The following is a 19,807-nucleotide window of genomic DNA, read 5'->3' on the forward strand; positions in this document are numbered from 1 at the left end:
ACGCAAATGACAGCCTTGCATGATCTCAAAGCGCACCTATCGGCGAATCCCGCAGTGCAGTCGGAATATGACGCGCTCGAAGAGGAATTCGCGCTTCTCACCTCGCTGATCCAGGCGCGCACTCGCGCCGGTCTGACGCAGGAAGCGCTCGCCCAGCGCATGGGCACGACGCAATCCGTGATCGCGCGGCTCGAAAGCGGCCGGGGTAAGCCCTCGACCCGGACGCTGGAGCGCTACGCCCGGGCCACGGGCACCAAACTCAGGATCACATTGGAAGCCGCCGAGTGAGCACACCGCCCCCCATCGCCCTGACCATCGCCGGCTCCGATTCCAGCGGCGGCGCCGGCATCCAGGCCGATCTCAAGACCTTCGCCGCCCATCAGGTCTATGGCGCCAGCGTCATCGTCGCCCTGACGGCGCAGAACACGACAGGCGTCCGCGCGATCCATGCCGTGCCGGCCGAGTTCGTCGCCCAGCAGATCGATGCGGTGTTCGAGGATCTCGACGTCGCCGCCGTCAAGATCGGCATGCTGGCGACGGCGGAATTGATCGAGGCCGTCGCTGCCGGGCTGATCCGCCACAAGGCCCGCAACATCGTGCTCGATCCGGTGATGGTCGCGGCGTCGGGCGCGAAATTGCTGCAGGACGACGCCGTCGACGCGATCCGCCGCCACCTCTTCCCGTTGGCGACGCTGATCACACCGAACCTGCCCGAAGCCGCCGCGCTTCTGCGCACGGGCATCGCCGAGACCGATGCGGCGATCGATGAGCAGGCCGGCAAGCTCGCCGCGCTTGGAGCCGCGAACGTCCTGATCAAGGGCGGGCATGGCGCAGGTGAGGTCAGCAGCGACCTCTTGCTGCTCTCCGGCGGCGCCCGCCAGCGCTTCAACGCGCCGCGCCTGGCGACGCGCAACACCCATGGCACGGGCTGTACATTGTCATCGGCGATCGCGGCGGGCCTCGCCAAGGGGCTCGCTTTGCCCGAGGCCGTCGGCCAGGCCAAGAGCTATATCTCGGCGGCCATTGCCGCCGCAGACCAGGTTCAGGTTGGCCACGGCCACGGACCGGTGCATCATTTCCACCATTGGTGGGATCAATCCGACGGGAGACAGCCATGACCGCGATCCCGGATTTCACGACGCTGGCCTTCGCCGACGGCGCCTCTCCAGCCGCCGCAGCCGCGACCGGCGCTGACTGGCTGACGCCTGAGGGCATTCCGGTGAAGCCGCTCTATACGGCTGAAGACCGCGACGGCCTGCCCTTCGTCGACACGCTTCCGGGCATCGCGCCTTATCTGCGCGGGCCGTATCCGACGATGTATGTCAACCAACCCTGGACGATCCGGCAATATGCCGGCTTCTCCACGGCCGAGGATTCCAACGCCTTCTACCGGCGCAATCTCGCCGCCGGCCAGAAGGGCCTCTCGGTCGCCTTCGATCTCGCTACCCATCGCGGCTATGATTCAGATCACCCCCGCGTCGGCGGCGATGTCGGCATGGCCGGGGTCGCGATCGACTCGATCTACGACATGCGCACGCTGTTCTCCGGCATCCCGCTCGACCAGATGAGCGTGTCGATGACGATGAACGGCGCGGTCCTGCCGGTGCTGGCGCTCTATATCGTCGCGGCCGAGGAACAGGGCGTTCCGGCGGCAAAGCTCTCAGGCACCATCCAGAACGACATCCTCAAGGAGTTCATGGTCCGCAACACCTATATCTATCCGCCCACGCCCTCGATGCGGATCATCGGCGACATCTTCTCCTATACGTCGCAGAACATGCCGAAGTTCAATTCGATCTCGATCTCCGGCTATCACATGCAGGAAGCGGGAGCGACGCAGGATCTGGAGCTCGCCTACACGCTCGCCGACGGCGTCGAATATATCCGCGCCGGCCAGCGCGCCGGCCTTGGCGTCGATGTCTTCGCGCCGCGCCTGTCCTTCTTCTGGGCCATCGGCATGAACTTCTTCATGGAGGTGGCGAAGCTGCGCGCCGGCCGCCTGATCTGGGCCAAGCTGGTCAAGGATTTCGGCGCGCAGAGCGAAAAATCCCTGCCCTTACGCACCCATTGCCAGACCTCGGGCTGGTCGCTGACGGCGCAGGACGTGTTCAACAACGTGCCGCGCACGATGATCGAGGCGATGGCGGCGACCCAGGGCCACACCCAGTCGCTGCACACCAACGCGCTCGACGAGGCGCTGGCCCTGCCGACCGACTTCTCCGCCCGCATCGCCCGCAACACCCAGATCCTGCTGCAGCAGGAGAGCGGCACGAGCCGCATCATCGATCCCTGGGGCGGCTCCTATTATGTCGAGCGCCTCACCGCCGAGCTTGCGGCCAAGGCCTGGGCGCATATCCAGGAGGTCGAGGCTCTGGGCGGCATGGCCAAGGCGATCGAGGCCGGCATCCCGAAGCTGCGCATCGAGGAGGCCGCCGCCAAGACGCAGGCCCGCATCGATGGCGGCCAGCAGGCGATCATCGGCGTCAACATGTTCAAGCCCGAGAACGAGGCGATGATCGACGTGCTCAAGGTCGACAATGCCTCGGTGCGCAAGCAGCAGCTCGATAAGCTCCGCCGGCTCAAGGCCGAGCGCGTCGAGGCCGATGTTCAGGCTGCGCTCGCCGCGCTGACCCATGGTGCGAAGGGCGACGCCAACCTGCTCGACCTCGCGGTGAAGGCGGCGCGCGCGAAAGCCACCGTCGGCGAGATCTCGATGGCGATGGAGCAAGTCTTCGGGCGCCATCGGGCCGAGATCAAATCGATCTCGGGCGTCTACAAGCGGGAGGTCGGCACCATGAACCCAGCCGTGACACGCGTGCAGATGATGACTGAAGCCTTCGAGGAGGCCGATGGCCGCCGGCCGCGCATCCTCGTCGCCAAGATGGGGCAGGACGGGCATGACCGCGGCCAGAAGGTCATCGCCTCGGCCTTCGCCGATCTCGGCTTCGATGTCGATATCGGGCCGCTCTTCGCCACCCCCGACGAGGCGGCGCGCCAGGCGGTCGAGAACGACGTCCATATCGTCGGCGTCTCCTCGCTCGCGGCGGGCCATCTGACATTGGTGCCGGAGCTGAAAAGCGCGCTCGCCAAGGCCGGCCGGCCCGACATCATGATCGTCGTCGGCGGCGTGATTCCGTCGCAGGATTTCGAGGCGCTCTACGAGGCCGGTGCGAGCGCGATCTTCCCCCCGGGAACGGTGATCGCCGACGCGGCCGAGAAGCTGCTCGAAAACCTCAATCAGCGGCTGGGCTACGCGCAAAAATCAGCCGCCGAGTAATCCCGGCGGCTGGACATCGGTCGCGAAGTCGGGCGAGCGGTCAGTTATACCCGCCCGTTCCCTGCCCCCTGGGAGAGGTCTCGTAAGTCTGCCCGCCCGGCAATTCGCGGCCCGGCGGCGTGTAGAAGCGCCGCCCGTCCGGCAGAACCCCGGCGCGCCCCAGGCCGCCCGGGCCGGCAGGCACGTTATAGCCTCGCCCATAGGCAGGCCGCTGCGGGCGGTAGGCGCGCTCACGATAATGGCGGCGCTGGCCGTAATAGGGGCGATCATAGTCGCGCCACTGCGCCTGAGCCGAACTCGGCGCGGCCACGCCGCCCAGGCCGACAAAACCAACGCCAAGAACCAGCGTCGTCGCGGCAGCGATTAGCGTCTTGCGGATCATGATCGTGGTCCTCGTTTCTGTCACAGAAACCTCCCGCTCAGCTGTTTTGTTCCATTTGGCGACACATGCAGCAGCAACCGCGCGAAGCGGCAGGCACAAGCGCGCCTGCCGCCGGATGCCTTACGTCAGCGCCAGCCGTAACCATAGGCCGGCGGCGGCGCGCGGAAGCCATGACCTTCATATTGATGGCGCCAATAGCGCCGGCCCCAATAGCCGTGGACGACGGGCGGGGCCGGGCGCCAACCATACTGCGCGCGTTCATAGCCGCGCTCATAGCGGCCATCGAAGGCGCTCGCGGATGTGATCGGCGCGAAGCTCGCGACAGCCAGCGCCGCAGCGCCGATGGCGAGGGTGGAGAGGCCGGCGAATGTACGGAACATGGTCCCTGTCCTGTCTGACGGCGAAGGACGCTCCCTCGCCTGACCCGGACATTCGCATGTCGGGGGTGAACGGGCCTTGAGGCCGCCATTCACCTGCTATTTATCCGCGCTGACCATCCGCTCGCGCTTCAGCAGGAGCGAGGCTGCGATCACCGCAACGGCGACCGCGCCGATCATCAAGGTGCAGGCGGCGTTGATCTCAGGCGAAACGCCGAGCCGCACGGCTGAATAGAGCCGCATCGGCAGGGTCGTCGCGCCCGGCCCGGTGGTGAAGCTCGCGATCACGAGGTCGTCGAGCGAGAGCGTGAAGGCGAGCATCCAGGCGGCCGCGACCGCCGGCCAGATCAGTGGCAAGGTCACGGTCCAGAAGGTCGCCAGCGGTGTCGCGCCCAGATCCTGCGCCGCCTCCTCGAGCGAGCGATCGAAGCCGACGAGCCGCGCCTGGATGACGATGCAGGCGAACCCCAGGCTGAAGGTCGCGTGGGCGATCGTCACGGTCCAGAAGCCGCGCTCGATATCGGTCGCGACGAAGAGCAGGAGCAGGGACAGGCCGGTGATGACTTCCGGCATGACCAGCGGCGCCAGCACCATGCCGGAGAACAAGGTCCGGCCGCGGAACCGGCCATGGCGCGCCAGCGCCAGGGCCGCGAGCGTGCCCAGCGCGGTCGCCAGCGTCGCCGAGACGCAGGCCAGTCGCAGGCTCAGCCAGGCAGCGTCGAGCAGCGGCTCGTTGTGCACGAGCGCGCCATACCAATGCGTCGAGAACCCGCCCCAGACGGTGACGAGGCGCGAGGCGTTGAAGGAATAGGCGATGAGCGCCAGGATCGGCAGATAGAGGAAGGCGAAGCCGGCGACGAGCGCCAGGATGAGGCCGGGCCCGAGCCGTTTCATGCCGCCCCTCCCCGCGCGAGGCGCGCGCGCTGGAGCAACGACAGCGGCAGGACCAGCAGGACGAGGAGCACGACCGCCACGGCCGAGGCGAGCGGCCAGTCGCGGTTGGAGAAGAACTCCGTCCACAGCGCCTTGCCGATCATGATGGTGTCTGGCCCACCCAGCAGATCGGGAATGACGAATTCGCCGACCGCCGGAATGAAGACAAGCGCGCAGCCAGCGAGCACGCCGGGGATGGAAAGCGGCAAGGTCACGGTCAGGAAGGCCGTCCACGGCCTGGCGCCGAGATCGGCGGCGGCCTCGAGCAGGGAACGATCGAGCTTTTCGAGCGCAGCAAACAGCGGCAGCACCATGAAGGGCAGATAGGAATAGACCATGCCGATCAGCACGGCGGCCTCGGTGTTCAAGAGCCTGAGCGGTTCCTGCGTGAGGCCAAGGCCGATGAGGGCCGCATCCAGCAAGCCATCGGGCCGCAGGATGCCGATCCAAGCGTAGACGCGGATCAGGAAGGAGGTCCAGAACGGCAGGATGACGAGCACGAGCAGCGCGCCTCGCCAGCTTTTGGGAGCGGACGCCATCGCATAGGCGAGCGGATAGCCGATCGCGAGCGCAAGCAAGGTCGTCAGGCCGGCGATACGCAAGGAATAGAGATAGCTCTGCCAGTAGAGCGTATCGTCGGCGAGCAGGCGAAAATTGTCGAGATCGAGCGCGGCCAGGAACTCTCCGACCGCGGCAAAACCTGCGAAATGCGGCGCATAGGGCGGCAGCGCCGTATCGGCATGCGAGAACGCCATGCGCAGCACGATGGCGAAGGGCACGAGGAAGAAGGCGAGCAGCCAGAGATAAGGCACCGCAACGACGAGGCGGCGGGTGGCGTTCGCGGATGCGGCCTCGCTCATCGCGCCAGCGCCAGCCCGGCTTCGACGTCCCAGGACAGCCAGACCGCATCGTCCCAGGCGAAGGGCCGCTCGATCCGCCGCGTGCGGTTGGCCAGCGCGACCTTCAAAAGCGTGCCGCCTTCGCCGCCGACCATGACCTGGATCATGGTGACGTCGCCGAGATAACCGATGTCCCAGATCTCGCCCCTGACCTTGTTGAGGTCTTGCGCCGGTTCGTCATGGCTGAGCGCGATCTTCTCCGGCCGCAACCCCACGAGCAGCGCGTCGCCCGGCACAAAGCTGACTGCGTCCTCATCCAGTTCGAGCATGCCGGCGACAGCGCTCTCGACCCTGACGAGATCGCCGTCGACGGCGAAGACGCGCCCATCCAGGACATTGATGTCGCCGACGAACTCGGCGACATAGCGATTGACCGGGGCCTCGTAGATCACATCCGGCGGGCCGATCTGGACCAGCCGGCCCCGGTCCATCACCGCCATGCGGTCGGCCATCGTCATCGCTTCGTCCTGATCATGGGTGACGACCATGAAGGCCGTGCCGAGCGTGCTCTGCAGATCCATCAATTCGAACTGCGTCGCCTCACGCAATTTGCGGTCGAGCGCCGCCATCGGCTCGTCGAGCAGCAGGAGCTTTGGCCGCTTGGCGAGCGAACGGGCGAGGGCTACGCGCTGGCGCTGCCCGCCGGAGAGCTGGTCGGGCCGGCGCGCGCCAAGCCCCTCCAACTTCACCAGCGCCAGCATCTCGGCGACGCGGCGGGCGATCTCGGGCTTGGCTAAGCCCTCACGCTTCAGCCCGTAGCCGATATTGTCGGCGACGCTGAGATGCGGAAACAGCGCGTAGGACTGGAACATCATGTTGACCGGGCGCAGATGCGGCGGGACAGTGGTGATGTCGATGCCGTCGAGCAGGATCTCGCCGGAATCGGGCCGCTCGAACCCCGCCAGCATCCGCATCAGCGTGGTCTTGCCGCAGCCGGAGGGGCCGAGCAGCGCGAAGAATTCGCGCGGATAGAGCGACAGCGACAAACCATCGACCGCCGTCACCGCGCCGAAGCGCTTGGTGACATTGCGGAACTCCACCAGCGGGCGCGCCTGCGGATCGTTCCAGGGCTGGAAGGCGCGGCGCACGCTGCCCGGCGAGGCCTTGCGCATGAGAGCCGCCCCCTGCCCCATTGCCGTGCTCACTTGGCCACGCTCACTTGCCCGTCTTGACGCGGGTCCAGAGCCGGTTGACCAGCTTTTGCGACTTCTGGTCGTAGGGCGTGATCGTATAGAGCCGCGCCATCACGGCCTCCGACGGGTAGATGCCGGGATTGCCGCGCACCGAGGCCGAAAGCAAAGGCTGCGAGGCGAGGTTGCCGTTGGCGTATTGGATGAAGTCGGAGTTCTTCGCCGCCATGGCCGGGCGGTTGACGAAATCGATGAAGGCCAGCGCCGCCTCGGTATTGCCGGCATCCTTGGGGATGACGAAGGAATCGAACCACATCAATGCGCCCTCCTTCGGGATGGCATAGGCGATCTCGACCTTGTTCTTGGCCTCCTCGGCCCGCTTCTTCGCCTGCAGCACGTCGCCGGAATAGCCGACGGCGAGGCAGATATCGCCATTGGCGAGCGCGTTGATGTATTCTGAGGAGTGGAACTTCTGGATGTGCGGCCGGATCTTGCGCAGCAATTCGCCGGCCTTGTTGAGATCGGCCTCGGCCTTGGAATCCGGGTTCAATCCGAGATAGCGCAGGGCGGCCGGGAACATCTCCTCGACGGCATCGAGCACATGCACGCCGCAATTGGAGAGCTTCTTGAGCTGCTCGGGCTCGAAGATGATCTTCCAGCTGTCGATCACGGCGTCAGGCCCGAGCCGCTCCTTGATCTTGGCAACGTTGTAGCCGATGCCGGTGGTGCCCCACATGTAATCGACAGCGTATTTGTTGCCGGGATCGTATTTGGCTAGCCTACCCTGAATCTCCGGCCAGGCGTTCCTGAGGTTCGGCACCTTGCTGGCGTCGATCGGCGCATAGAGCCCGAGCGGGATATGGCGCGGCAGGAAGGAGGCCGTGACCACGATCAGGTCGTAGCCGGTCTTGCCGGCAAGCAGCTTGGTCTCGACCGTCTCCATCTGGTCGAAGGTATCGTAGACGACAGTGATCCCGGTTTCCTTCTTGAAGGCGTCGAGCACCTCGGGATCGACATAATCGGACCAGTTATAGATCCGCAGCTCCTTGTTCTGAGCGTTTGCAGCGCCCCCAGCGAGAAGCGCGAGCCCCATCGCCGCGCCCGAAAGAGCTCCCCTCAGCCAACCACACGCCGTCATCGAAACCCGCCCCCCCTTGTCGCAATCGCCGCGCAAGCTAGCAGCTTGCTCGCGCGCCTCAAGTCATTGTGATCGTGGCATGACGCGCAGTCGTCCTACCCACGACCTTGCGATGCAACATGGCGGCCACATATCCTGCCGCATGCATCTCCGCCGCTTCCTCACACTTTTCGCGATCCTGTTCCTGCTGCCGCTCGCGACCCATGCCGCCTGGTGGTCGCTGCAGGCCAATGCCAATGACTGGCGCGGGGCCGACTGGTCGAGCGCCAGGCTCTTGCCGACTGCTGCGAGCGAGCCGGAGGCGGTGGTCCATGTCTTCGCCGCCCGCGTCGGGCGCTGGCGCGGCATCTTCGCGCATCATTCCTGGATCGTGGTGAAGGAGAAGGGCGCCGGCACCTATACCCGCTTCGACGTCGTCGGCTGGGGCACGCCGGTCCGCGTCAACCTGCGCGAGGCCGATGGCCGCTGGTTCGGCAACGCACCTGAACCCGTCGCCGAAATCCGGGGCGAACAGGCGCAAGCACTGATCCCGCGCATCCGCGCCGCCGTCGCCGATTACGCCTATCCCGCGCCGGGCAGCTATCTCGCCTGGCCGGGACCCAACTCGAACAGCTTCGTCCAGCATGTGCTGGCCGAGGTGCCCGAACTCGCCCAAGCGCTGCCGCCGACGGCGATCGGCAAGGACTGGCGCGATGAGGGGCTCTTCGCCGGGCTCACCCCGAGCCGCACCGGCGTGCAGGCCTCGCTCTTCGGCCTCGCCGGCGTGACGCTGGGCTGGGTCGAAGGCGTGGAGGTCAACCTGCTCGGCCTCGTCGCCGGCCTCGACCTGCGCCACCCCGCCCTCAAGCTGCCGGGCTGGGGACGGGTGGGTTTCTAGGACCCTTGCTCGGAAACACCGCGTCATTCCGGGGCTACGCGAAGCAGGAGACTCGGGATCCGAAGCGCGTCATGGTCGGGCTTGCCCCGACCATCTCTTAAACCAGGGCGCTCTGGTCATGAGATTCTCAGGGCACAAGCCCGAGAATGACGCTCTCCAGGCTCCGCCGCCGCCGACACGCTTGCGCAGCCCTATGACGCATGGTTAGTTTCAGCCCGCTGCCAACCGAAGCTGCCTGGCTCCAAGGGCCTGCCACAACGGAGCGATTGCATGCCGTGGCCTGATCTGACGATCGGCGGGCGCGATCAGCCCTCCTGGATCATCAAGCCGCGCGCCGACGCGCGGGCGCATCTGGCGGTCGTCTCGGACCAGCCCGCAGCCACAGGCCAGCCCGTGGTCAAGCAGCAGCGCCCGCCGCCCTGGCTCGCAAAGCAGCCGCTCGATTTCGCGGCTTTCGGCCGGCAATTGAACACGGCCTTGTGCGGCCACGCACCGATCGACGCCAAGGCCTGGCTGGAGCTGGCCGAAACCGTGCCGTGGCCGCTGCAGGACTATGTCTGGCGGGCCGCCGAGATCCGCCTGGGGAAGGCGGCCAAGGCCGCCCTGCGAAGACGCGACAACCGGGCGCTATACGAACAGATCGAGGCGGTGCGGCTGTTCAGGCCTGATGGCGGCAAGCTCTATTTTCAGACCCCGAAGCAGCAATTCGACGCTTACGCCGCCGTGTTCCGGCGTTTCGCCAGCCCCATGGCGCGAACATACTTCATGGGCGGCATGGTCTCGCTTTTGTCCCTGCGCAATGAAAGCGGCACGCTCGCGCATCATGGCGAGGGCTCCTATGATGATAGGCTCGTCGTCCTGCGCAGGATCGGATCGACAGGGATCTCGACGATCTTCCCGATCTGCACCGAGCCCGGCGCCCAGTATTCGCAACGCGCCGCCAGCAAGCCGGGTGGTGGCCGGCAGGACCAGCGCTATGGCGGCGTGCATTTCAACAAGATCGATGGCGAAGACGGCAACAAGGACAAGATCAAGGACCTCGGCCGGCTGATCGAGGGCACCTATCACTATTACGAGAAACCGGGAGGCCATGTCGGCGCCCGCGCCTTCCAGACCAAGATCACCCAGGTCGTCGAGCGCGACACCGATGGCGACGGGCGCTTCACCACGGCCGACCCCAGCCGGATCGACCCCAGGAAGGCCGGCACCTCGATGTATATCCACCAGGGCGGCAAGGACAGCGTGCTCGAGCCCGACACCTGGTCCGCCGGCTGCCAGACCATCCCGACGAACCGCTTCAAGGCGTTCCTGGCGACGGTCGGAAAGCCGGCTTCGCTGTTCTACGTGCTCGTCAACGCCGAGCGCTGACGCCATGCTCGCTGAGGCCATGCCCATGCCGCCGGCCCGAACCAGCTTTCCGATGCTGGCCACGGCGATCATCGCCTCGGCCTGGTCGGTCGCGACGGCCGGCGCCCAGGAGCGCCCGATCGAGGCCCCGCCGGGCGAAGTCGCCTGCGCGATCGGCGCCTTCGTCACCGAGACCGATCCCGCTGGCCTCAATGTCCGCTCGGGGCCGGGAACGGGCTTCGGCATCGTCGGGCGCCTGCCGCCCGTGACCCCCAGCAAGGAGATCGATGGGCTCTCCGTCATGGTCGAGGTCGAGATCACGGCCAGCGCCAAGGGCTGGTTCCGCATCCGCAACGCGCGCGACAACGCGCAGCTGACCGGCGCGGCGGAACGAGCGATGTATGGCGGGCGGGGCTGGGTCAGTGGCCAGAAGCTGACCGTCAAGACGCAAAGCCCGGCCGGCCGGGCCCAGCCCAACGAAAAGGCCGCCATCGTGCTGGGTACTGAGGCCGGGCTGACGCTCGACAATGACGGCTTGCGGGCGGTGGGACGGTTGATCGGCTGCCAGGGCAAATGGGCCCTGGTCGAGTTCGGTCCCCTGCCCGCCGGCGACACCCTGGGGCAACGGCTCGATATCGCGCCGGCCGCGCAGAGCGGGCTGCCGCAGGGCCGCTTCCGGGCCTGGCTCAACCAGATCTGCGCGATTCAGGAAACCAGCTGCAGCGGCTTCTGAAGCCGCCGCAGCTCGCCTCAGACCGCCTCCAGCGCCTGCGCCAGGTCCGAGATCAAATCCTCGATGTTCTCGATGCCCACCGAGATGCGGATCAGCGCATCGGTCAGGCCGATCTCCTCGCGCAATTCCTTCGCCACGCCCGAATGCGTCATCGCGGCGGGATGCGAGACCAGCGTCTCGGTGCCGCCGAGCGAAACCGCGAGCTTCATGATCTGCAGGTTGTCGAGCAGCGCGAAGGCCTCCTTCTCGCCGCCCTTCACATCGAAGGCGAAGGTCGAGCCGGCGGCCGTGCATTGCCGGTCGAACACCGCCTTGCGCGGGTCGCCATCCCGGAGATCACCGAGATAATGCACCTTGGCCACTTTCGGGTGGCCGGAGAGGTATTCCGCAACGAGCTTGGCGTTCTCATTGGCGCGGCTCATGCGGATATCGAGCGTCTCCAGCGAGCGCATCAGCATCCAGCAGGAGTTCGGGTCGAGCTGCGTGCCGAGCGAACCCCGCCAGCTCTTGACCTGCCGCACCAGCGCGTCCGAGCCGCTGATCGAGCCGCCGACAAGGTCGCTGTGGCCGCCGACATATTTGGTCAGCGAGAGCAGCGAGAGATCGGCGCCCTGCTTCAATGGCTTCTGATATTTCGGGCCGAGCATGGTGTTGTCGACCACGACGGGCGGGCGGTGGCCCTGGGACTTCTCGAGCTCGTCGGCGATCATGGCGCAGGCGGCGAGATCGACCAGCCCATTGGTCGGGTTCGCCGGCGTCTCAACCAGGATCATGCCGACGCGGCCCTTGGCGGCAGCGGCCTTGGCGGTTTCGCGCATCTGCGTGATGTCGAGGCCATCGGTGAAGCCGAAGGGCGTGACGCCGAAGGCGCCCATCTGGTTCTTCAGCAACGTCTCGGTGCCGCCATAGAGCGGACGTGAGTGAATCACGGTGTCGCCGGGGCGCAGGAAGGCGAAGCAGGTCGTGGCGATCGCGGCCATGCCGCTGGCGAAGACGGCGCATTTCTCGGCCTCATCCCAGATCGCCAGGCGATCCTCGAGGATCTCCATATTGGGATGGTTGAAGCGCGAATAGACCAGTCCGGGCTTTTCGCCGGGCTTGGGCCGGCGCCGGCCGGAGGTGAAGTCGAAGAAATCCTTGCCCTGCTGGGCGTTCTCGAAAACGAAGGTCGAGGTCAGGAAGATCGGCGGCTTGAGCGAGCCTTCCGACATCGCCGGCGAATAGCCGAAGCCCATCATCAGCGTCTCCGGATGGAGCTTGCGGTTGGCGATCCGGTCCTTGTGATAGCTGTCTTCGCTCATCGATTATGTCCTCCGCGGCGGCACGGTTCGCCCATGGCTCGTGAGCGTCAGGTTACGCCTTTCGCGACGGCATTGCATGACCGATCATCATTGCCGTAAAGCCCCTCGATGCAGCTTTCTGCCAATGATGAGCCGAACAGGAGCAGACCATGCTCGATTCCATCGATCGCCGTATCCTCGCCGTACTGCAGGAGGATGGCCGCATCACCAATCAGGAGCTGTCCGAGAAGGTCGGGCTTTCGCCGACGCCCTGCCTGCGCCGATTGAAGCGGCTGGAGGAGACCGGTGTCGTCAAGGGCTATGCCGCGATCGTCGACCCCAAGGCCTATGGCCTGCCCTTCAGCGTCTTCGTCTCGGTGCGCCTGTCGCAGCAGACGCAGGAGAACATCTCCGAATTCGAAAAGGCGGTCGAAAGCTGGAGCGAGGTCACCGAATGCTACCTGATGACCGGCAGCCAGGATTATCACCTGCGCGTCCTGACCGACGGCATCGAGGGCTATGAGCGCTTCCTGAAACAGAAGGTGACGCGCCTGAAATGCATCCAGTCGGTCGAATCCAATTTCGCACTGGCCACCATCAAGAAGCGCAACGGCCTGCCGCCGATTTAGAGCCGTTTCCGATCGAATCGTAGAATTACTTTAGCCTGACGCGTCATTGCGAGCGCAGCGAAGCAATCCAGAAGGGCTCTCTCGATCCCCTGGATTGCTTCGTCGCTTCGCTCCTCGCAATGACGCCCAATTACAGCGCCAGCTCTTGATAGAGATCTCGCCAGGTTGGGTTCATCGCTTCGATCAGAGCCAGCTTTCGTGCACGAGAACCACTTTTGAGCTGCTTCTCGCGGGTAATCGCTTCATCGATACGGCCATAGTGCTCGTACCAAACGAGTAACTTGCAGCCGTAGCGACGTGTGAAGCCGTCCATCGTGCCTTCGCGATGCTGCCAGGCACGTTGCGCCAAGTTGGACGTGACCCCGATGTAAAGTGTGCCGTTTCGTTTGTTTGCCATGATGTAGACGGCAGGTTCTCGCACCGGAATCGTTCTCCTACACTGAACGAGAGTTCTCCCGTCATTGCGAGGAGCGCAGCGACGAAGCAATCCAGGGGCCGTCGAGCGGGGGTTCCTGGATTGCTTCGCTGCGCTCGCAATGACCGGGATCCGCGGAACCTGTCCTTGCGCCGTTCGAAGATCGGCAGCGAGGATAGTATCGAAACCTACTTCCCGCCGAACAGCGCCTGCGCCGCGGCGCTCGCCATCTTCCTCTGCTCATGGGCGACGCCGGGCACGGTGATCTCGCGCCAGCGGCTCTCGACGCCGAGCCGCTTCGCCTCGGCCGCGGCGACCGCGACGAAATTCTGGCCGCGCGTGAAGCGGTTGGGGCCTTGCGCCTCCGCGCCCTTGCTCGTGTTCAACTGGGGATGGTTGGGATCGATATCCTGGTCGCCCAGCATGATCAGCAGCGGCTTGGCGAAGGCGGCCTTGAGATTGGCATCCGTCGCCGGCGTACCGTCGAGCGAATAGGGAAAGCTGAAGCCGCCCGCCGCATCCTTGCCGACAGGCAGCGTGTAATAGCCGGCATTGGCCGAAATGGCGGTCGAGAAGCGCGCCTGCGGCATCAGCATCACCATGCGATGGACGAACTGCGCCCCGGCGGAATGTCCGAAGAGCGTGTAGGTCGAGCCTGAGACCCGGCCGCTCTTCAGGCCTGCATCGAAGAAGCGCTCGATCACCGCATAGAGCCATTTCGCGCGGTCGGGCTCGCCACGGACGCCGCCTTGCTGGAACAGGCGGGTCGGGAAGCGCTCCTTGTCGAAATGCGGCGCCGCGATCAGCAAACCATGGCGATCGGCCGCCTCGATCCAATAGTCGCGCGTATTGGCCGCGTTGCGCCCCAGGCCGTGCACCGCGATGACGAGCGGGCATGGCTTGCTGGCGCAGGCCTGCGGGACATAGGTCTCGATATTGATCGTTTCCGCCCCCGCAGGCGAAACGTCTTCGTACAGCACATGGCCGCTGCCGACTTCCTGGAACGGCGTCAGGTCATGCGCCGCAAGGGGCGTGGCAAAGGCTGCGGTAAGAGGCGCGGAGAGACAGGCGGCCAGCATCGCCGCCATCGTCGAGAACTTGATCATCGTCAGTACCTTACATCATCGCCCGGCACGATCCTGCGCCGCGAGGCGATGACGGGCAAGCCCGTCAGGCGCCGGTGCGCTCCATCGCCCGGCGCACCACCAGCGTGACCTCGCTGTCGGAGAGAAAGAGGTTGTGGCGCAGCATGCTCCAACCGCGCCCCGACGTGTCGGCGACACGCACACCGAGCGCCTCCAGCCGCGAGCGCTCGGCCGCACCGGCCCGCGCCACGCCGCCGGCGATGCGCGCCGAGACGGCGAGCGCCCGGTCGCCCGGGTCGATGATCAGCGTCATCCGCTGCGCCAGCGGACCGAGCTTCGAGACCGTCTGCTCGAAGGCGTCGATATCGACATCGGGCGAGGCGAAGACGATCGCGCCGATGCGCGAGGAGACATCGGTCTCCGCACGCAATTCACGCAGCGCCTCCAGCGTCAGGAAGGTGCCCATCGAATGGGCGACGATATGGATGCGCCCGACGGTCGGGTTGTTGACCAGGGCCCGCAGCGCCTGGACGAAACCGTCGCGCGACCAGAGCGCGCTCTCGCGATCATAGCCATAGTCGAGCAGCGCGCCGCCGGACGGCCATGAGAACAGCGCCGTGCGGCCCTGGAATTCGAGTGCATGCGAAAGCTGTCCAGCGCTGCGCACCGCCGATTCGAAGGTCTCGTTGTAGCCATGCACGTAAAGCAGCACGTCGCGGCCGTTGACGGCCTGGGCGAAACTGCGCGCCGCATCGGAGCTGGTGCGCCGGTCGATGCCGAGCACGCTCCAATCCTCGCCCACGGTGGAGGCGAGCTGCCCGGAGATGCCCCGGCCAGGCGGCGAGAGCCTGACCTCGGCGAAGGTCAGCCCGGCTCCGCGCTCGGGGCCGAAGAAAGGCGCCCCACCGCCGGTGGGCTTGCGCGTGGTCACCACCAGGAGCGTCGGCTCCTTGCCTAGCGCCGAAGCGTCCGCGCGCGTCGGCTCGGAGAAGGGCGAGATTGCGGCCTCGGTCTGCGCGCAGGCTGCCAGGGTCGTGGACAGCAGCGCCAGCAGCACCGAGCGCCGGCAAAGGGATGCGTGCCGCGAATCTGGCATGGCTCGAGAATATCCAAAGGGTCCGGAGGTGGCCGAGTTGGCCAGCATGGCCTTAACGCCACGCTAACGCGGCCAGATTGCGGCGTCTTTGAGACTGACAGGGATTTGGAGGCTGATCGAGATGTCCCTCAGCGGGCGATGAGGGCGCCGGGCGCGGTGACCACCAGCTCGACGGTCGAGCCGACCGCGCCGACTACCCCGCCGGCGATGTCGCCGAGCTTGTCGCCGAAACGGGGGCCGGCGATGGCGATGCCCCTGTCGGCATCGAGGCGGCGGCCGATCAATTGTACGATTTTGGGCGAGGACGCGAATTTGGCGTGGTTCAGGCGGTCATCCGTCGAGATCTCCGACAGGTCGATGATGCGCGCGCCGAGCTTCCCCAGCTCGGCGACGATCTCGGTGTCCTTGGCCGAGATCGCCCCCAGCCGCGTCTTGTCGCCGGCGAAGCGCCTGGAGAAGGCGAGCGCCCGGTCGTCGGCCGAGACGAAGACCGTCACCGGCCGCTTGATCTGGCGCATCTGCGTCCTGAACACGTCGAGATCGACATCGGGCGCAGCGAGGATGATGTCGCGCAGCTTGCCGCCGAAGCTGCCGTCGCCGCGAATCGCGGCCTGCCGCACCGCCTCCAGCGTCAGGAGAGTGCCCATCGAATGGGCCAGGATGTCGATGCGCGTGGTGCCGAGATCGCGCGAGATGGCGTGGAGGTTCGCCTCCAGGAAATCACGCGAATAGAAGGCGCTCTCGCGATCATAGGGGTATTGCAGCAGTTGCCCGCGCGAGGGCCAGGTGAACAGCACCGGCACGCCCTTGAAGCCGGAATCATAGATGATCTGGGCGAAGCGATAGGCCGCATCGGCGAAATTGGTGTTGTAGCCGTGCACGAAGACCAGCACGTCGCGCTCCGAGGCCGGGCGGCGCTGGATCTCGCGCTTTACCTCGGCGACGATCGGCGGCAGGTCGAGACGGTTGACATCGACGACGGCGAAATGCTTGGCCGGGTCGGCGGCGGCGCCGATATCGGGCAGTTCGAGTTCGCCGGTCTTGTGCGCGCGCGGCACGGTGATGTCGAGCTTGGCGAAGGCCAGTTTCAGGCCGCGCTCGCCATTGAAATATTGCGGCAGGTCGGCCGCCTCGCGCGTGGTGGCGACGAACATGCGCACCTTGCCGACAGCGTCGCCCTGCTTCTCCGACGCGGTCAGCAGCAAGCTCCGCTGCTCGCTGCCGCAAGCCGACAACGCCAGCGCGGCCGACAGCACCAGCGCAACCCAACGAAACCGCAACACCGCATCCACCATGTCGAAGTGCTCTCACCGAAGCGGCCGATGATCAAGAGGTATCCATGACACAGTGACGACGGGATCGACGCCTTGCCGCCCATGCCCAAGCCTTGTTAGCTCAGCGCCATGAACGACGTTTCCGCCTCCGCTCTTGGTGACGCGATCCTCGCCGGCGAGCGGGCGGCGCTGGCACGCGCCATCACATTGGTGGAATCGCGCCGGGCCGATCACCGGCAACAGGCGCAGGCGCTGATCCAGCAACTCCTGCCCAAGGCGGGCGGAGCGATCCGCGTCGGCATCACCGGCGTGCCGGGCGTCGGCAAATCGACCATGATCGACGCGCTCGGCAGCCATCTGACCACCAAGGGTCACAAGGTCGCAGTACTGGCGGTCGATCCGTCCTCGACCCGCACCGGCGGCTCGATCCTCGGCGACAAGACCCGGATGGCGCAGCTTGCGACCGACCCACGCGCCTATATCCGCCCCTCCCCGTCATCGGGCACGCTCGGGGGCGTCGCGGCCAAGACGCGCGAGACCATGCTGCTCTGCGAGGCGGCCGGCTTCGACGTCATCCTGGTCGAGACCGTCGGCGTCGGGCAGTCGGAGACGGCGGTCGCCGATCTCACCGATTTCTTCCTGGTGCTGATGCTGCCCAATGCCGGCGACGAATTGCAGGGCATCAAGAAAGGCATCATCGAGCTCGCCGACATGATCGCGGTCAACAAGGCCGATGGCGCGGGTGCGACGGCGGCGCGCGCGGCGGCCGCGCAATATCAGGCGGCGCTGCATATCCTCGCCCCCGCCTCCCCGCTCTGGTCGCCGCCCGTCATCACCATCTCCGGCCTGACCGGCGACGGGCTCGAAGCGCTCTGGAGCAAGGTCGAGGCGCATCGCACCCGGCACGCGGCGAAGGGGCTGATCGCCGAGAAGCGCCGCCGCCAGGATGTGAAGTGGATGTGGGCGATGGTGCAGGACAGGCTGCAGGCAAAACTGCGCCATGACCCCGCCTTGAAGGCGCGCACGCCCGAGCTGGAAGCGGCGGTCGCAGCAGGCAGGCTCGCACCGACGCTCGCAGCCGAGGAGATCGCCCAAGCGCTCGGGCTGTGAGAGCCTGCCTGGAGCCCTCATCCTGAGGAGCCGGCCAGCAACCGCTTGAGCAACATCAAGTCATTCTAATCGTTTTCCATCACCCGCGCCGTCATTCCGGACAAGCCGCGTCAGCGGCGCAGATCCGGAATGACGGCGCGTAGGTGGTCAAGAAAGAGCCATTCAAACAGGCCAAGCTCCTCAAGATAAGGGCTCAGGAGGTTTGCAAAAAATCTCCGAGGCCCGGACACCATCCCAAAGCGAGACAGCGGCCACGGCACGCCGCTTGAAGCACCCGGCGCTCACGGAGGCTTCGATGGCTCTATCCCGGCGTTCCCTGCTGGCTGCGGCGCTTTTTGGCACAGGCATGGCCCATGCGCCCGGCGTATTGGCCCAGGCGCCCAAGCGCGCGGCGAGCCCCTCTCCTCTCGGGCAGTTCGGCCTGGAGGCTGCGCAGTTCGGCCTGCGCGCAGGCTCCCCGGACGACCAGTCGCGCACGCTGCAGAACGCCCTGATCGAGGCGGCCAAGCGCGATGCGCCCCTGATCGTCGCGCCGGGCCGATACCGCATCGCCGATGTGACTCTGCCCGAGGGCGCCCGGCTCATGGGCGTCACTGGGGCGACGCAGTTCATGGCCGCGCGGACCGGCCCCATCCTGCTGGCGCGCGGGATCAAGCGCGCCGCGCTTGTCGGCATCACGCTCGATGGGCTGGATATCCGCATCGCCCAGCGAACCGGCCTGCTGAGCGCCGAGGAGGTGCTGGATTTCAGCCTGCAGGATTGCGAATTCGCCAATGCCGGCTCGATCGGCCTGAGCCTGAACCGCACGGGCGGCCGCATCCTGGGAAGCCGCTTCCGCAACATGCGCGAATCCGCCCTGTTCTCGCTGGATTCGCGCGGGCTCTCGATCGAGCAGAACCAAATCGAGGATTGCGGCAATAACGGTATCCAGCTCTGGCGCAGCCAGCCCGGCGACGACCAGTCGATCATTCGCGGCAACCGCCTCAACCGCATCCGCTCGGATGCCGGCGGCGACGGCCCCAACGGCAACGGCATCAGCCTGTTCAAGGCCGGCGGCGTCATCATCGAGGGCAACAGCCTGCGCGATTGCGCGCTGACCTTCATCCGCAACAATTCCGGCTCCAGCGTGCAGATCATCGGCAATCAGGGCCGCCGCAGCGGCGAGACGGCGCTCTATTCTGAATTTGCCTTCGAGGGCGCGCTCATCACCGGCAACCTCGTCGAGGATTGTGCGCAAGGGATCAGCGTCACCAATCTCGACCATGGCGGCAGGCTTTCGGTCGTCGCCGGCAACATCATCCGCAACGCCCAGAAGGGTTTTGCGCCGAAGGGCAAGGAGCTCATCGGCGGCGCCGGCATTCATGTCGAGGCGGAAACGGCGGTGACCGGCAATGTCATCGAGAACGCCAGCGACATCGGCATCTCGCTCGGCTGGTCCTGGGGCATGCGCAACCTCGTCGCGACCGGCAACATGGTGCGCAAGACCGGCATCGGCATCTCGATCTCGCTGGTGCCGAAGGAGCGCAACGCGCTGATCGCCAACAACACCATTGCTGAGGCGAGGAATGGCGCAGTGGTCGGAACCGAATACGGCCGGGCCGTAACGGGCGATCTGACGAAGACGGCCGATGCGAGGGCCGCCGGCGTCAAGGTGGAGAACAACGCGGTCGGCTGAGGCGAGGCGGCTGCCTGCGCCTGTTCTCCCGGCCCGGTGCATTCAGAGACCAGTTGGAAACGTCCTGAGCCCTCATCCTGAGGAGCCATTCCGCGAGGAATGGCGTCTCGAAGGATGCTCCAGGAGGCTCCCGTGCAAGCTGGAGCATCC

The 19,807-nt window shown here is 66.1% G+C and carries 20 protein-coding genes; 9 read left to right on the forward strand and 11 right to left on the reverse strand.

Going from position 1 to position 19,807, the window contains the following annotated elements; all coding sequences use genetic code 11:
* Positions 1–6: 6 nt before the first annotated feature.
* Genes ACSQ3P_RS27735 through scpA form a run of 3 tightly spaced genes read left to right on the forward strand, consistent with a single transcriptional unit; the run spans position 7 to position 3,277 of the window.
* A complete protein-coding gene (locus ACSQ3P_RS27735; protein WP_436168675.1) occupies positions 7–288 on the forward strand; it encodes a helix-turn-helix domain-containing protein in 282 nt (93 codons plus the stop codon).
* Positions 285–1,118 carry a bifunctional hydroxymethylpyrimidine kinase/phosphomethylpyrimidine kinase gene (gene thiD, locus ACSQ3P_RS27740; RefSeq protein WP_436168676.1) on the forward strand — a complete coding sequence of 278 codons (834 nt, stop codon included), beginning with the start codon at positions 285–287 and terminating at the stop codon, positions 1,116–1,118. The genes ACSQ3P_RS27735 and thiD overlap by 4 nt, the downstream gene beginning before the upstream one ends.
* The gene (gene scpA, locus ACSQ3P_RS27745; RefSeq protein ID WP_436168677.1) at positions 1,115–3,277 is read left to right on the forward strand and encodes a methylmalonyl-CoA mutase; all 2,163 of its coding nucleotides are present in this window, start codon (positions 1,115–1,117) and stop codon (positions 3,275–3,277) included. Before thiD ends, scpA begins: the two co-directional genes overlap by 4 nt.
* A gap of 40 nt (positions 3,278–3,317) precedes the next feature.
* On the opposite strand, the gene ACSQ3P_RS27750 is transcribed toward scpA, so the two are convergent.
* The 6 genes from ACSQ3P_RS27750 to ACSQ3P_RS27775 all read right to left on the reverse strand — a co-directional run bounded on the left by ACSQ3P_RS27750 (position 3,318) and on the right by ACSQ3P_RS27775 (position 8,091).
* Positions 3,318–3,683, reverse strand: a complete 366-nt coding sequence (locus tag ACSQ3P_RS27750) for a hypothetical protein (RefSeq protein WP_436168678.1) — start codon at positions 3,681–3,683, stop codon at positions 3,318–3,320.
* Between the two features lie 101 nt (positions 3,684–3,784).
* Positions 3,785–4,039: a hypothetical protein gene (locus tag ACSQ3P_RS27755; RefSeq protein ID WP_436168679.1), complete on the reverse strand. Its 255-nt coding sequence runs from the start codon at positions 4,037–4,039 to the stop codon at positions 3,785–3,787.
* 96 nt (positions 4,040–4,135) lie between these two features.
* On the reverse strand, positions 4,136–4,930 hold the full coding sequence (locus ACSQ3P_RS27760) for an ABC transporter permease (RefSeq protein WP_436168680.1): 795 nt from the start codon (positions 4,928–4,930) through the stop codon (positions 4,136–4,138).
* Entirely contained in the window at positions 4,927–5,829 is a 903-nt protein-coding gene (locus ACSQ3P_RS27765; protein ID WP_436168681.1) for an ABC transporter permease, read from the reverse strand. The genes ACSQ3P_RS27760 and ACSQ3P_RS27765 overlap by 4 nt, the downstream gene beginning before the upstream one ends.
* Positions 5,826–6,980, reverse strand: coding sequence for an ABC transporter ATP-binding protein (locus ACSQ3P_RS27770; RefSeq protein WP_436168682.1), 1,155 nt, complete (start codon positions 6,978–6,980; stop codon positions 5,826–5,828). The genes ACSQ3P_RS27765 and ACSQ3P_RS27770 overlap by 4 nt, the downstream gene beginning before the upstream one ends.
* A gap of 43 nt (positions 6,981–7,023) precedes the next feature.
* A complete protein-coding gene (locus ACSQ3P_RS27775; protein ID WP_436168683.1) occupies positions 7,024–8,091 on the reverse strand; it encodes a polyamine ABC transporter substrate-binding protein in 1,068 nt (355 codons plus the stop codon).
* 187 nt (positions 8,092–8,278) lie between these two features.
* On the opposite strand from ACSQ3P_RS27775, the gene ACSQ3P_RS27780 reads away from it, so the two are divergent.
* The 3 genes from ACSQ3P_RS27780 to ACSQ3P_RS27790 all read left to right on the forward strand — a co-directional run bounded on the left by ACSQ3P_RS27780 (position 8,279) and on the right by ACSQ3P_RS27790 (position 11,093).
* The gene (locus tag ACSQ3P_RS27780) at positions 8,279–9,013 is read left to right on the forward strand and encodes a DUF3750 domain-containing protein (protein ID WP_436168684.1); all 735 of its coding nucleotides are present in this window, start codon (positions 8,279–8,281) and stop codon (positions 9,011–9,013) included.
* A 270-nt stretch (positions 9,014–9,283) separates the two neighbouring features.
* Complete coding sequence (locus ACSQ3P_RS27785; RefSeq protein ID WP_436168685.1) at positions 9,284–10,381, forward strand: hypothetical protein; 1,098 nt, start codon at positions 9,284–9,286, stop codon at positions 10,379–10,381.
* A 25-nt stretch (positions 10,382–10,406) separates the two neighbouring features.
* Positions 10,407–11,093: an SH3 domain-containing protein gene (locus ACSQ3P_RS27790; protein WP_436168686.1), complete on the forward strand. Its 687-nt coding sequence runs from the start codon at positions 10,407–10,409 to the stop codon at positions 11,091–11,093.
* 17 nt (positions 11,094–11,110) lie between these two features.
* On the opposite strand, the gene ACSQ3P_RS27795 is transcribed toward ACSQ3P_RS27790, so the two are convergent.
* Complete coding sequence (locus ACSQ3P_RS27795; protein WP_436168687.1) at positions 11,111–12,394, reverse strand: cystathionine gamma-synthase family protein; 1,284 nt, start codon at positions 12,392–12,394, stop codon at positions 11,111–11,113.
* Between the two features lie 149 nt (positions 12,395–12,543).
* Between ACSQ3P_RS27795 and ACSQ3P_RS27800 the strand changes: the two genes are divergently transcribed.
* Entirely contained in the window at positions 12,544–13,002 is a 459-nt protein-coding gene (locus ACSQ3P_RS27800) for an Lrp/AsnC family transcriptional regulator (RefSeq protein ID WP_436168688.1), read from the forward strand.
* A 130-nt stretch (positions 13,003–13,132) separates the two neighbouring features.
* Here the strand turns inward: ACSQ3P_RS27800 and ACSQ3P_RS27805 are convergent, their stop codons facing one another.
* The 4 genes from ACSQ3P_RS27805 to ACSQ3P_RS27820 form a co-directional block, all read right to left on the reverse strand.
* The gene (locus ACSQ3P_RS27805; RefSeq protein WP_436168689.1) at positions 13,133–13,423 is read right to left on the reverse strand and encodes a GIY-YIG nuclease family protein; all 291 of its coding nucleotides are present in this window, start codon (positions 13,421–13,423) and stop codon (positions 13,133–13,135) included.
* A 182-nt stretch (positions 13,424–13,605) separates the two neighbouring features.
* A complete protein-coding gene (locus tag ACSQ3P_RS27810) occupies positions 13,606–14,523 on the reverse strand; it encodes an alpha/beta hydrolase (protein ID WP_436168690.1) in 918 nt (305 codons plus the stop codon).
* A gap of 64 nt (positions 14,524–14,587) precedes the next feature.
* Positions 14,588–15,598, reverse strand: coding sequence for an alpha/beta hydrolase (locus ACSQ3P_RS27815; RefSeq protein ID WP_436168691.1), 1,011 nt, complete (start codon positions 15,596–15,598; stop codon positions 14,588–14,590).
* Positions 15,599–15,726: 128 nt separating this feature from the next.
* Positions 15,727–16,878: an alpha/beta hydrolase gene (locus ACSQ3P_RS27820; protein WP_436168692.1), complete on the reverse strand. Its 1,152-nt coding sequence runs from the start codon at positions 16,876–16,878 to the stop codon at positions 15,727–15,729.
* 123 nt (positions 16,879–17,001) lie between these two features.
* Between ACSQ3P_RS27820 and meaB the strand changes: the two genes are divergently transcribed.
* Entirely contained in the window at positions 17,002–17,982 is a 981-nt protein-coding gene (meaB, locus tag ACSQ3P_RS27825) for a methylmalonyl Co-A mutase-associated GTPase MeaB (RefSeq protein ID WP_436168693.1), read from the forward strand.
* 295 nt (positions 17,983–18,277) lie between these two features.
* A complete protein-coding gene (locus ACSQ3P_RS27830) occupies positions 18,278–19,657 on the forward strand; it encodes a TIGR03808 family TAT-translocated repetitive protein (RefSeq protein WP_436168694.1) in 1,380 nt (459 codons plus the stop codon).
* The last annotated feature ends 150 nt before the right edge of the window (positions 19,658–19,807 follow it).

This window comes from Allobosea sp. LjRoot9 (assembly GCF_964252745.1).
Taxonomy (GTDB): domain Bacteria; phylum Pseudomonadota; class Alphaproteobacteria; order Rhizobiales; family Beijerinckiaceae; genus Allobosea.